The organism is Flavobacterium sp. M31R6, assembly GCF_013284035.1.
Taxonomy (GTDB): Bacteria; Bacteroidota; Bacteroidia; order Flavobacteriales; family Flavobacteriaceae; genus Flavobacterium.
Genome location: NZ_CP054141.1, coordinates 818356 through 831912, shown reverse-complemented (window position 1 = coordinate 831912; position 13557 = coordinate 818356). Strand labels below are relative to the sequence as shown.

At 35.0% G+C, this 13557-nt stretch carries 8 protein-coding genes; 6 read left to right on the top strand and 2 right to left on the bottom strand.

From position 1 onward, the window contains the following. Positions 1-17: 17 nt before the first annotated feature. Complete coding sequence (locus HQN62_RS03310) at positions 18-1073, bottom strand: aldose epimerase family protein (protein WP_371811634.1); 1056 nt, start codon at positions 1071-1073, stop codon at positions 18-20. 98 nt (positions 1074-1171) lie between these two features. On the opposite strand from HQN62_RS03310, the gene HQN62_RS03305 reads away from it, so the two are divergent. From HQN62_RS03305 to fsa, 3 genes are all read left to right on the top strand, one after another. Further along, positions 1172-2170, top strand: coding sequence for a GntR family transcriptional regulator (locus HQN62_RS03305; RefSeq protein ID WP_173503315.1), 999 nt, complete (start codon positions 1172-1174; stop codon positions 2168-2170). A 756-nt stretch (positions 2171-2926) separates the two neighbouring features. Continuing rightward, on the top strand, positions 2927-4981 hold the full coding sequence (locus HQN62_RS03300) for a transketolase family protein (protein ID WP_173503314.1): 2055 nt from the start codon (positions 2927-2929) through the stop codon (positions 4979-4981). Positions 4982-5111: 130 nt separating this feature from the next. Then, positions 5112-5768, top strand: a complete 657-nt coding sequence (fsa, locus tag HQN62_RS03295; RefSeq protein ID WP_173503313.1) for a fructose-6-phosphate aldolase — start codon at positions 5112-5114, stop codon at positions 5766-5768. Between the two features lie 181 nt (positions 5769-5949). Here the strand turns inward: fsa and HQN62_RS03290 are convergent, their stop codons facing one another. Next, entirely contained in the window at positions 5950-6639 is a 690-nt protein-coding gene (locus tag HQN62_RS03290; protein WP_116796420.1) for an NUDIX hydrolase, read from the bottom strand. A 632-nt stretch (positions 6640-7271) separates the two neighbouring features. Between HQN62_RS03290 and HQN62_RS03285 the strand changes: the two genes are divergently transcribed. The 3 genes from HQN62_RS03285 (at position 7272) to HQN62_RS03275 (ending at position 13543) form a co-directional block, all read left to right on the top strand. Next, complete coding sequence (locus HQN62_RS03285) at positions 7272-10316, top strand: SusC/RagA family TonB-linked outer membrane protein (protein WP_173503312.1); 3045 nt, start codon at positions 7272-7274, stop codon at positions 10314-10316. Between the two features lie 29 nt (positions 10317-10345). Further along, complete coding sequence (locus HQN62_RS03280) at positions 10346-11905, top strand: RagB/SusD family nutrient uptake outer membrane protein (RefSeq protein WP_173503311.1); 1560 nt, start codon at positions 10346-10348, stop codon at positions 11903-11905. Between the two features lie 90 nt (positions 11906-11995). After that, complete coding sequence (locus HQN62_RS03275; protein WP_173503310.1) at positions 11996-13543, top strand: alpha-N-arabinofuranosidase; 1548 nt, start codon at positions 11996-11998, stop codon at positions 13541-13543. The last annotated feature ends 14 nt before the right edge of the window (positions 13544-13557 follow it).

The window sequence follows — 13557 nt, the reverse complement described above, 5'->3', positions numbered from 1 at the left end:
AATGAGGGTGAGGTATTTTAAAATGATTGAAACTTATATATTGTATTATGAGTGTACTCGTCTCCCTTTTTAAGAACGGCACTTGGAAAATTCGAATTATTTGGGGCATCCGGATAGTTTTGGGTTTCAAAACATATCCCGCTTAATGAATGGTAGTCGGCGTTTTCTTTGCCTTTTATCGTATTAAAACAATTCCCACCCACATAGATATGAACTCCAGGTTGATCCGTATATACGGTCATTTTTAAATTATTTTTTTTATTAAAAAGGGAGGCCGCGAATCCTTCAGTTTGATCTATTACAAAAGTATTGTCTATTTTAGAAGGACATTTTTTAGGAATATAAAAGTCAAAATAGGTATCATATAATTCTAAAAACCTCCCATTGGGTATATATTCATTATTTGTTTCCAACATTCGGTGCGCATTTACTATTAATTCCTGATCTTTTACAGAAGACAAATGGCCGTCCAGATTAAAATAACTATGGTGGGTCAAATTCACAACGGTATCTTCGGTAGACCTGGCGCTGTATTGAATAATCAACTCATTTTCTTTGGATAACGTATAAGTAAGTTCAACAACTAATTCCCCTGGATAATTCTCTTCGCCTGCGGGACTGGAATAGGTCAACGTTATTGATGATTTTTTGCCTACATGCAAATCTTTGACTGTCCAAACCTTTTGGCTAAATCCAATTTTACCGCCATGTAAAGAGTTCTCATTGTTGTTTTTATTCAAAAGAATTTTTTGCTCATTCAAACTAAAAGTACTGTTGCAAATTCTACCGGCATATCTTCCGACTGTAGCTCCCATATAAGGTGGACTTGGTAGATTAAATGACTGCAAATAGGCTTCTAAAGTATCAAAACCCAAAACAACATCGACCACTTGGTCATTTTTCAACGGCATCTTTAATTCGGTTATCGTTGCTCCATATGTAATTACTTTTAATTTCATTCCATTTTTATTGGATAATTCGTAAGAGTATATGGCTGTACCATCCGGCATTAAACCAAACAAATTCATTACAGGAGCGGTTTTAATTTGTGAATTGCGTTTTATTTCCATCATATTATTATGAAATTTGAAATTCAAATGTAAAATAAAATTCAAATAATACATACCAGTACCTACCAGTTTTTGTATCTTGCAAAAAAAATGAAAACAAAATGAAAGCAATCCCTATCCAAAACAACATTGGCTTACCCAAATACAAACAAATCATCAATGCAATCGAAAAAGCAATTGAAAGCCAGGATTTAAAAAAAGACGACAAATTACCTTCCATCAACAAAATTTGTCTTCCCTATAATTTATCCAGAGATACCGCACTGCAAGCTTATGATGATCTCAAAAAAAGAGGAATTATTTATGCCATCCCAGGCAAAGGATATTACGTAAAAAGTGTTGAAATCTCTATAAAACAGAAGATATTTTTGCTATTTGACGAGCTTAATATTTTCAAGGAAGATATTTATAATTCGTTTTTAAAAAATATAGGCAAAAATGTACAGGTCGATATTTTCTTCCATCATTTTAATGTTCAGGTTTTTCAAAAACTGATAAATGACAGTAATGGAAATTACACCAAATATATCATTATGCCAACCAACTTAATCAATGTAGCCGCGATCATAAAAACCCTACCAGTAAATGACGTAATCATCCTCGATCAAACTAATGATGAACTAAAATCATTCCCCGCTATATATCAAAATCACAAAAAAGACATCTTCGAGGGATTATACAAAGGGAAAACACGATTGAACAAGTACAAAAAATTCATTATGATATTTCCCGGTTTCAGGGAACCATTGGGCATGAAAATAGGATTTGAAAACTATTGCACTGAATATGCTATCGACTATGAAATCATCAGTGAATTCACAGACAACGAAATAACAATAGGAGGTGTTTACATCATTCCAAATGATCGTGATTTGGTTAGTGTAATAGAAAAAGCCCGCCAACAAAACTTGAAATTAGGAACTGATTTTGGAATCATTTCTTATAATGAAACCTCACTAAAAAAAGTCGTTTCTAATGGGATTACCACTATTTCTACTGATTTTACCACAATGGGAAAACTACTGGCTCAAATGGTACTTACCGGCAAAAAAGAACAAATAGAAAACAAAAGCGCTTTGATAATTCGGAATTCATTGTAACCCAAAATCCTTTAGAATTAAAAAATAAGACGGCTTATTTCGAACCAAAACTTAAACTAATTTTTTAAATAATTTCACTTTTCAATTTGTTTTTATTTATACCCGAAGTGCATACTACGGGCATAAATAATCCAAACAAGTTTACTTTTATTCTTTAACTAACTAAAATAATCGGGTTTATGAATTAAAACCCAGTGAAGCAAACATAACTAGAATCAACGACAACAAACCACTGTATTATTGAATCTACAAGTGCGAAGTAACGAACAATGAAGGCGTCTGACGAGGGGCAAATTGGAAAAAAAGAAGGGTAAATTCGTAATCTTACTCATTTTTCATCACAGAATACAACAATTTTTTTATCATAAAATATAATTGCAAGCCATAGCAATTCACAAATTAGCACCTATTAATCAATATACAAATTGATATAGCGAAGAGTTTCAAAATGATATTTTCTTTTTTTGTTTTTGTAAAACAAATTTAGCTATATTTGCAAATGTATTTTTTACACTTATTATTTTATTCTTCCTTATCCTCTCAAAAATAGTCTGTTATTCAAAGCCGATCAATTGATATCAGAACAAAATAATAAACTTTATTATTGGATTAAAACAGCGAAGAAATTAAAACTTAAGTTGTTTTACATGCTAAAATTTGTTTCTATACTATGTTCAAAAAAACATCTTTTTTTAGAATTTTTTACAACAAAAATAGAGACCACAATACTGCTATTACAAACAAATACAATAAATTATGAACCACAAAATGGACCAATTAGCCGCTGACAATATAAGAGCACTGGCTATTTCTATGGTAGAAAAGGCAAATTCAGGACACCCAGGAGGTGCCATGGGAGGCGCTGATTTTATGCATATTTTATACACCGAATATTTAGATTTTGACCCAACCCAAATGGATTGGCCTTTTAGAGACCGCTTTTTTATGGATGCTGGACACTTATCGGCTTTGATGTATGCACAATACTATTTATTAGGTAACTACAAAAAAGAAGATCTAAAACAATTTAGACAATGGGGCTCGGTAACACCAGGACATCCTGAAGTTGACGTGTTGAGAGGAATTGAAAACACTTCCGGACCTTTGGGACAAGGTCACGCAATGGGTGTTGGAGCAGCAATCGCGGCCAAGTTTCTTGGAGCTAGATTCAAAGGTCTTTTCGATCACAAAATATATGGTTTTATCACCGATGGAGGTGTTCAAGAAGAAATCTCTCAAGGAGCAGGAAGAATCGCAGGGCATTTGGGATTGAATAATTTTATTATGTTTTATGATTCTAATGACGTGCAACTTTCTTCAATGACCGATGAAGTGACCTCTGAAGATACGGCCATGAAATACCAAGCTTGGGGATGGAATGTGATTACCATAAACGGACACGACCATTCGGAAATCCGCAAAGCGTTGGACACTGCCAACCTAGAAACCGAAAGACCAACCTTAATCATAGGAAAAACGATTATGGGTAAAGGTTGCGTTACTGCTGATGGTTCTATGTATGAAGGGGAATGCGAATTGCACGGTAAACCAATTGGCGACACCAAAGCAGATTACGTTAAAACACTGTTGAACCTCAAAGCCAATCCAGAAGATCCTTTTGCTATTTTTGAAGAAGTAGCAACACATTATTCTGATATTTTATCCAAAAAAACAGAAAAAGCTTCTCTGAGAAAACAGCAAATAGCTAAATGGGAAAACGAAAATCCTGCTTTAGCTAAAAAAATGCAATTATTTTTATCAGGTGAACTGCCGGAATTGGATTTAAGCAGCGTGGTACAAAAACCAAATGCCGCCACTAGAGATGCTTCGTCTGCAGTGCTGGCCTATTTGGCAGAAAACGTAGAAAACATAATCGTTTCTTCAGCCGATTTATCCAATAGTGATAAAACTGATGGCTTTTTGAAAAAATCATCTGTATTGCAAAAAAACAATTTCAACGGTGCCTTTTTACAAGCTGGAGTTGCCGAACTGACGATGACTTCTATCGCCAACGGTATTGCTTTGCATGGTGGTGTAATTCCAGTTGTGGCAACCTTTTTCGTTTTTTCCGATTACATGAAACCAGCGATTCGATTAGCAGCCATTCAAGAACTTCCGATAAAATATGTCTTGACGCACGACTCTTTCCGCGTTGGAGAAGACGGACCAACCCACCAGCCTATCGAGCAGGAAGCACAAATGCGTTTGTTGGAAAAAGTTAAAAACCATTCTGGACACCAAAGTCTTTTGGCACTGCGCCCAGCCGATGCCATCGAAACTTCAGTGGCTTGGGATATGGCTTTGAAAAACACTAAAACACCAACGGCTCTAATCCTTTCGAGACAAAATATAAAAGATATTCCAGCCAGCTATACTACAAGGTATGAAGAAGCAACAGAAGCTAAGAAAGGTGGCTATCTGGTCAAAAAAGTACAAAATCCAGACATCACTTTGATTGCAAATGGATCGGAAGTTTCAACGCTTATCGATGCTGCAGTGATTTTAGAAAAGGAGCATCAATTAAAAATAAACATCGCTTCCATTATTTCCGAAGGCTTATTCAAATCGCAATCCAAATCGTATCAAGAAAGCATTATCCCAAAGGAAAAACTTGTTTTCGGACTTACGGCTGGACTTCCTGTAAACCTTGAAGGACTCATTGGCGATAGTGGAAAAATAATCGGATTGGACCATTTTGGTTATTCGGCACCAGCGAGCGTTTTGGATGAAAAATTTGGATTTACGAGCCAACACGTTTGTGCGGAAATACTAAAATATATTGAGGAAAGCACTAAGGTACTCAGTAACTAAGTCGCTAAGCTTCTAAGATAAAAAACTTAGAATCTTAGCAGCTCAGAAACTTATCAACTTTTAAAAAAAATATAAACTCAGAATCTTAGTGACTTAGAAACTTAGATTCTCAAAAAAAAAAAACATCCACATGAAATTTTTTATCGATACAGCAAATTTAAAAGACATCAAGGAAGCCAATGATTTAGGAATCTTGGACGGAGTAACCACAAACCCTTCGCTAATGGCGAAAGAAGGAATCACCGGAGCCGACAATATCATTGCGCATTATGTGAAAATATGTGAATTGGTTGATGGAGATGTAAGTGCCGAAGTTATTTCGACCGATCTTGCTGGAATGATTGCCGAAGGAGAAAAATTGGCAGCATTACATCCTCAAATCGTGGTAAAAATTCCAATGATTAAAGACGGAATCAAAGCCATTAAATATTTTTCAAACAAAGGAATCAGAACCAACTGTACATTAGTGTTTTCAGCTGGTCAGGCATTACTTGCCGCTAAAGCAGGTGCGACTTACGTGTCCCCATTTATCGGAAGGCTGGACGATATCTCAACTGATGGATTATCTTTAATTGAAGACATCAAATTGGTGTACGATAATTACGGTTATGAAACTCAAATCTTGGCAGCTTCTGTTCGTCACGTCATGCATATTATAAATTGTGCCAAAATTGGCGCCGATGTTATTACAGGTCCACTAAGCGCTATTGAAGGTTTGCTAAAACACCCACTTACAGATAGTGGATTGGCAACATTTTTGGCGGATTACCAAAAAGGGAATAGTTAGGAATCGTATCTTTTGTATCCTGCAAGGTTTTTTTTAACCTTGTAGGTATTTCAATTAATAAAAACATACCTACAAGGTTTTGGAAACCTTGCAGGAGAAGCGATTGATAACAAAAAAAGGAAGCTCCTGCAATAGAAGTTTCCTTTTTTTATTTGCTTTAAAATCAAAGCTGCTTTACTTTTTAAAAATTCAGTGCAAAATTATTCAAAACTTTTGCATCATATTTTTCTTTGTCAAAAGTATAGAGATAAGAACCTTTTCTGGACGAAGTCATGTCTTTCTCATCTAGTTTTATCAAAATATCCAACGAATTGATTTTGCTGATAAAATTTCTTTTGTCGATTTGTTTGTCCAAAATGGATTCATACAGTTTAAGTAACTGACTCATTTTGAATTTTTCTGGCAAAAGTTCAAATCCAACAGGACGCATTGAGGTTCTATAACGCAATCTTCTGATAGCATGCTCCAACATATTGTCGTGGTCAAAAATCAACTTTGGCACTTCAGAAACGCTAAACCATTTTGCATGGTAGTTCTGAATCAATTCGGCATTATGATTCTCGATATTAATCAGCGCATAATAAGCCACCGATATGGTTCTTTCCACCGGGTCACGATCAATTTCGCTATAAGTATAAAGTTGTTCCATATAGATATCCTGCAAGCCGGTGTAAGTATTCAAGACTCTTATGGCTGCCGTATCCAATACTTCCTCTTTTTTAAGAAACCCTCCCATTAAAGACCATTTCCCTTTTTCTGGCTCAAAATCCCTTTTAATCAAAAGAATTTTTAACCCATCTTCATCAAAGCCGAAAATGATACAATCTACCGCTAGAAGAACTTTGTCCGCTGTACTATAACTATTTAGCATTTTCTATATATTTTGTGGTAAATATAAGAACTTCCTTAAAACTACCAAATTTATTTAATGTGGTTTTTACACTAATAAAAATAAAACTCAAAAAACTACTTTAAGTCACTGATTCACTAAATCATGCATTTTTATCAGCAATCACAACAGTTCCGCTTAATCCTTGTTAGAATCTAAAAACAAAGATTTATAGTCCATATTTTGACTTATTTTTTAATACAAGCATCTAAATTAAGTGTTAAAATTACATTTACAAACGTTTTTTTGACATATTAGATACCAAAAATTAATTGAAAATGAGTAGCTAAAGCAAAAATAATGAATTTACAAATGATTATTTTGTACTCTAAATCATTCTTTTTTTGACAAAAAGCAAAAGATTCATAAAAAAATTAAAAATTAATTTAGAAATAGAAAATATTTATAAATTATTGATATTCAGTTATTTATATTTTACGAAAACGTTTTTCAATGATACAAAATACACAAATACGCTCGTTTATCAGTATATTTTAGGATATCCGTTTTTTTTAACGACTTTTTTTATCAGATTAATTTGTTTTTATGCTTTTTTTTTATTTAAATTTACAAATGTAAAAACTACACTTATAATTAACCAAAATGCAATCAATATGACAACAAACCACAGATTATTTTTTTATTGCAATTTTTTATTGCCTAAAAAAGAATGGCTATTAGCACTATTAGTTATGCTTTTCGCCACTTATAATGTATCGGCACAACAAGCCAATGTCGTTTCAGGAAAGATTACCTCCGAGAAAGACAAAATGCCTCTTTCTGGAGTAAACATTTTAGTAAAAGGAACTTCTATAGCTACTTCTACAGGTTTTGACGGTGATTATTCTATCAATGCAAAACCAACCGATGTACTAATTTTTTCGTACATAGGGTATGAAACTAAAGAACTAACTATTGACAACCGTTCACAAATCAATTATGCCTTAAAAGACGATACTAACAAGTTGAATGAGATAGTTGTTATTGGATATGGAACACAAAAGAAGGCTGATTTATCTGGAGCTGTGAGCGTAGTTAGCTTAAAAGAAGCAAAAACGATTGTTACTTATGATCCAGCAAAAATGTTACAAGGACAAGTAGCAGGTGTAAGTGTACAATCATCTGGTGAACCTGGTGGCTTTGTTAATATTAAAATTAGAGGGATATCTTCTTTTGCCAATACTAACCCCCTTTTTATTATCGATGGAATGATTGTAGACAATCCTTATGATTTTGCTCCTGGTGATGTTGAATCAATGCAAGTATTAAAAGATGGAGCTTCGGCTGCCATTTATGGAGTACGTGGAGCCAATGGAGTAGTTATCATTACAACCAAAAAGGGAAAACAAGGAAAAATGAGTGTTGGATTTAAAACCATCACAGGGTTCCAAACCGTACCAAAAAAATGGTCCGTAACAGACAGAGTAGGATACCAAACCATCACTAGTGCAGCTGAGAAAAATGCTGGATTAACAATTGCTCCTGGAAATGATCCAACTAATGCTCTTTATATTAATAATGTAAATACCAATTGGCAAAATGAAGCTTTTGACACTGGTATTATACAAAATCAAGCATTGACACTTAGTGGAGGATCTGACGGTTTAGCCTATAACATGAATTTAGATTACTTTAAAAATAGTAGTTATGTGAAATCTCCCCAAGATTATGAAAGATACACTATGAATCTGAATTTATCAGGAAAAAAAGGAAAATTCAGTTATGGTTCTAAAATAGCTTATACACAGTCAGGCAAAGAAAAATTCAACAGTTATGTTGGCGAATCAGCTATTTCCAGTCTATTGACTGCAATACCTACAATGCCTGTATACGATGAAAACAGATTAGGCGGATATGGCGGAACGGACAATTTAACGCAAAGAGCTATATCAATGAACGTTATTGGTTTCAACAATTTACTCGAAAATAAAGACAGAAGAAACCGTTTTATTGGAGACATCTGGGGACAACTTGAAATCGTTAAAGGATTAAAATATAAAATTGATGCCAGCTACGACAGAACAGATACTCAAAATAGATTATTTATACCACCAAGTGATTTAGGATGGTATTACATTACAACTAATGATGAAGCTTCTCTAGATATAGCAAATGCTAACCAAACAAACACATTCCTAAATAACATATTGACCTATGAAAAAACGTTAGGCAAACATAAATTTGATGTTTTGGGTGGATGGATTCAAGAAAGAAAGGACTTTTACAATCATTGGTCAAAAGGTGTAGGCTATACTCCAGGAGAAATTAGTAAACTTCAATATGCTGACGATATCAGCGGTGGAGAATTTGAAAACACTATTACAGGTATATCTTATATCAGTAGAATGAATTATTCTTTTGATGATCGTTATTTATTTCAAGCAAACTTCAGACAAGATAAATCATCTCTTTTCGGGGAAAACTACAACAAAGTGAATTCCTACTCATTTTCTGGAGCTTGGAAAATTAGCAACGAAAAATTCCTTGACTTGCCAGAATATGTAAGTAATATTAAGTTAAGAGGAAGCTGGGGACGTTTAGGAAACAATCCAATCGCTCCTTATTCATTTGCTACAACAGTAAATCGTTTTGCCGGTTATGACTTTAATAACACTTTGGCCAATGGTACAACAGTAGTAAGCGCATTGGACCCAAATTTACGTTGGGAAACATCTGAAACTAGCGACATTGCACTTGAACTTGGTTTCTTTAACAATGATTTACAATTTACAGCAGAATATTTTAATAAAAAATCGGATGACCTTTTAGTTAATGTTCCTCTACCTTTCTCTACTGGTGCATTTCCAGCCCAAATTTTAACAAATGGTGCTGCCATGAACAACAGTGGTTATGAATTTTCACTAGCATATAACAACTCACATCATGAGTTTAAATATAACATTAGTGCCAACGTAGGAACCTTAAAAAACGAAGTAACCAAAATTGGAGTTAATGGAAATCCAATCTATGGTGCCGCTTCCAAAACAGAGGTAGGCAGAGCTGCAGGAGAAATTTATGCATACCAAACCGATGGGATTTTCCAAAATGCTGCCGAAATCGCTGCTGCTCCGACACAAACAAATGCAGGTATTGGAGACATCCGTTTCAAAGACATAAACGGTGACGGTAAAATTACTGACCAAGACAGAACTTTCCAAGGATCAGCAATTCCTACATACAGTTTTGGTGCTAATTTTGGCGCTTCGTACAAAAACTTTGATTTCACAATGGTATGGCAAGGTGCTGGCGGTAATAAAGTATTTAACGCTATGTACCGTGATTTAATGGTTGGACAATATGGCAATCACAGTACAGATGAACTTAATTATTGGACTCCAACGAATACAAATACTGATGTTCCTCGTCCAATTATTGGAGATCCAAATGGTAACAGCAGAGACTCTAATCGTTTCGTGGAAAAAGGAGATTATGTAAGATTACAAACAATGGAAATTGGATATCAAATCCCTGTACCTACATCCTTTTTTATCGAAAAAGCTAAAGTATATATAAATGGCCAAAACCTTTGGACAATAACAAGTTACAAAGGATACGATCCAGATTTTAATAGCAATGACGGATTATTCTCAAGAGGATATGATGCAGGTTCTTTCCCAAATCCTAGAACTATTTCGTTGGGACTTGACGTGAAATTTTAAATTAGCTAACCAATTAAAAACGAATCAAAATGAAACATAAAATATTTAATTATGCAGCTGGTTTCTTTACCCTTGCATTAATAACCACAAGTTGCGTTAGTGATGACGCTTTAACCCAATTGGATCCAAATAATGATTCAGTAGATAAATTCTGGAAAACAGATCAAGATGCACTTGAAGGGATCAATGCCACTTATTCAAGCTTATTGACTGATGGAACATACATGAGAAGTACTCCATTATTATTAGACTTAAAAGGGGATGATACTCGAAGCAACAGCCCTTGGGGAGCGATGTACAATGTAGGTCGTTTCAACTCAAATGTAACTGATGCTGCCATTTACGGTTGGTGCTATGAAACTTGTTATCAAGGAATCTTCAGAGCCAATCAAGTTTTGACTAATGTACCAAAAATCAATTTTACTGATGCAGAACTTAAAAACAGAATACTTGGTCAGGCTTATTTCTTAAGAGGATTGTATTTATTCCATATGGTAAACATGTTTAAAAACGTACCAGTTCCAACAGAAATAGCAGTTTATTATCCCCAAAAAACACAAGAAGAAGGATGGGCTCAAGTTATTGCTGATTTCAAAGCTGCTGCTGATTTACTACCTACTACTTATGCAAATATTCCAGGTATAGATGCAGGACAAAAAGGACGTGCAACCAAAGGAGCCGCATTAGGATATTTAGGAAAAGCCTATTTATTTACCAAAGATTTTACAAATGCAAAAGCAACTTTCAAACAGGTAATTGATTCAGGTGTTTACTCTTTAGTATCCAATTATCGCGACAACTTCACAGATGCAAACGAAAATAATTCAGAATCCTTATTCGAGGTTCAATTTAGTAGAGAAGCAGGTGGCGTTGCATTGGGATGGGGTGGAATACCCGCGTCAAACTGGGGTAAAACTTCAGCAAGAGCAATTACATACGGACCGAGAGCTTTCGGATGGACAGACGTACAACCAACTTGGACTTTATTTAATGAATACCATGATGAATTAACAACTTCAGGTGCTGTAGACCCTCGTTTGGATGCTACTATGTTTTATAACAAGCCTGGAACAAAACTTTACGGACAAGATTTTGCTACATTTTATGCTGCTAATCCGGGAGATTTAAATGATTTATTTTGCAGAAAATATGAAAACTCAGATGGTGCCTATGCAAACGAATTCGACTGGCGTTCAGGAATCAACGAGCGTTTGTTACGTTATGCTGATGTATTGTTAATGTATGCTGAATGTTTGAACGAAACTGGCGATACTCCGGGAGCGTATACTTATATTCAAATGGTGAGAGACCGTGTTGGTTTACCTAACTTAAGCACTGCAAAACCAGGACTTAGTCAAGCTGCTATGAGAGACCAAATAGGACACGAAAGATTCTTGGAATTCCCTCTTGAAGGTCACCGTTTTGATGATATTCGTCGTTGGGGATGGTTACAGGATCCGGCAAAATTAGCTTGGTTAAAAACAAGAGATGTAGAGTATGCTTCGTATGCACCAGGAAGAGAATATTTCCCTATTCCACAATTAGACATGGACAACAACCCTGGAATGGTTCAAAATCCAAGTTATTAATATTTATTTGAGTTAGTTTAGTTAGAATTTTTAATATCATGTGGTGAACTTTCAGTAGTTTGCCACGTGATATTATAAAATAAAGCCATTATGAAAAAAATCTTGTTCTTCTTATCTATTCTTGCTTTTTGTAGCCAAATCAGTTTTGCACAAAAAGAGACCACAGTAGTTACCATAAAAAATACTGCAAATGCTCCAACTATTAACAAAAACATCTATGGCCATTTTGCAGAGCATTTAGGAAGGTGTATCTATGGTGGATTTTTTGTGGGTGATACTTCTAAAATACCAAATACAGCAGGTGTTCGTAACGACATTATCGATGCCTTAAAAAAATTAAAAATTCCTAATCTTCGTTGGCCTGGTGGTTGTTTTGCAGATACGTATCACTGGAAAGACGGTATTGGTCCAAAAGAAAATAGACCTACAATCGTAAACAGATGGTGGGGAGGAACTACCGAAGACAATAGTTTTGGAACTCATGACTTCCTAAATTTATGCGAAACCTTAGGCGCAGAACCTTATCTATCAGGCAATGTAGGTAGCGGAACCGTACAAGAACTGGCAGATTGGGTACAATATGCCAACTTTGGAGGTAAAAGCCCGATGAGCGATTTGCGTATAAAAAATGGCAGAAAAGAGCCTTGGAAAGTAAAATTCTGGGGAGTTGGAAATGAAGCTTGGGGTTGTGGAGGAAACATGACAGCCGATTATTATGTAGGAGAATATAGAAAATTCGCGACTTTCATGTCTGATTGGGAAAACACAGGAGGTCTAACTCGTATTGCTTCTGGCTCTAATAGTGCCGATTATAATTGGACAGAAACCTTAATGAAAGACATTCCTCTAAACATGTTAGGAGGAGTTGGAGTACACCATTATGCAGTGATCGATTGGACAAAAAAAGGAGATGATAGAGATTACACAGAATTTGAATATTTCCAAACGATGAAATCCGCTTTGAAAATGGAAGAATTGGTTACCAAACATTCGGCCATTATGGACAAGTATGATCCAGAAAAAAAAGTGGCAATGATTGTAGACGAATGGGGAGCTTGGTATGAAGTAGAAAAAGGAACAAATCCTGGATTCCTTTACCAACAAAACACAATGAGAGATGCAGTTTTGGCTGGATCAACTCTTAACATTTTCAACAATCATGCAGACAGAGTTCGTATGGCTAACTTAGCACAATGTGTTAATGTTTTACAAGCTGTTATCCTTACAGACAAAGCCAGAATGATCTTGACACCGACTTATTATGTAATGCAATTGTACAGCGTACACCAAGACGCACAACAATTACCTATTTCCATAAAATCACCACTATATACTTATAAAGACGAAACACTTCCTGCCTTGTCAGCTTCGGCTTCGAAAGACAAAAAAGGATTGGTTCATATTTCATTGGTAAATATAGATGCTAAAAAAGAAAACACAGTTGAAATTGACCTTAATGAACTTGGAATCAAAACCATCACTGGTCAAGCTATAACTTCATCAAAACTTCAAGATTTCAATTCATTTGATAATCCAACAAAAATACAACCCGTTCCTTTCAAAGGTTTTGAAAATAAAAAAGGAAAACTTACAGTTAACGTCCCTCCTTTTTCGGTTATAATGTTAGAAGGAAAATAAAAATCCGTTATGAA

Bases quoted from the DNA above. Each gene is read 5' to 3' on its own strand.
- HQN62_RS03305 (WP_173503315.1), top strand. From the start codon at position 1,172: ATGAAAGCAATCCCTATCCAAAACAACATTGGCTTACCCAAATACAAA.
- HQN62_RS03285 (WP_173503312.1), top strand. From the start codon at position 7,272: ATGACAACAAACCACAGATTATTTTTTTATTGCAATTTTTTATTGCCT.
- HQN62_RS03300 (WP_173503314.1), top strand. From the start codon at position 2,927: ATGAACCACAAAATGGACCAATTAGCCGCTGACAATATAAGAGCACTG.
- HQN62_RS03275 (WP_173503310.1), top strand. From the start codon at position 11,996: ATGAAAAAAATCTTGTTCTTCTTATCTATTCTTGCTTTTTGTAGCCAA.
- fsa (WP_173503313.1), top strand. From the start codon at position 5,112: ATGAAATTTTTTATCGATACAGCAAATTTAAAAGACATCAAGGAAGCC.
- HQN62_RS03290 (WP_116796420.1), bottom strand. From the start codon at position 6,639: ATGCTAAATAGTTATAGTACAGCGGACAAAGTTCTTCTAGCGGTAGAT.
- HQN62_RS03280 (WP_173503311.1), top strand. From the start codon at position 10,346: ATGAAACATAAAATATTTAATTATGCAGCTGGTTTCTTTACCCTTGCA.
- HQN62_RS03310 (WP_371811634.1), bottom strand. From the start codon at position 1,073: ATGATGGAAATAAAACGCAATTCACAAATTAAAACCGCTCCTGTAATG.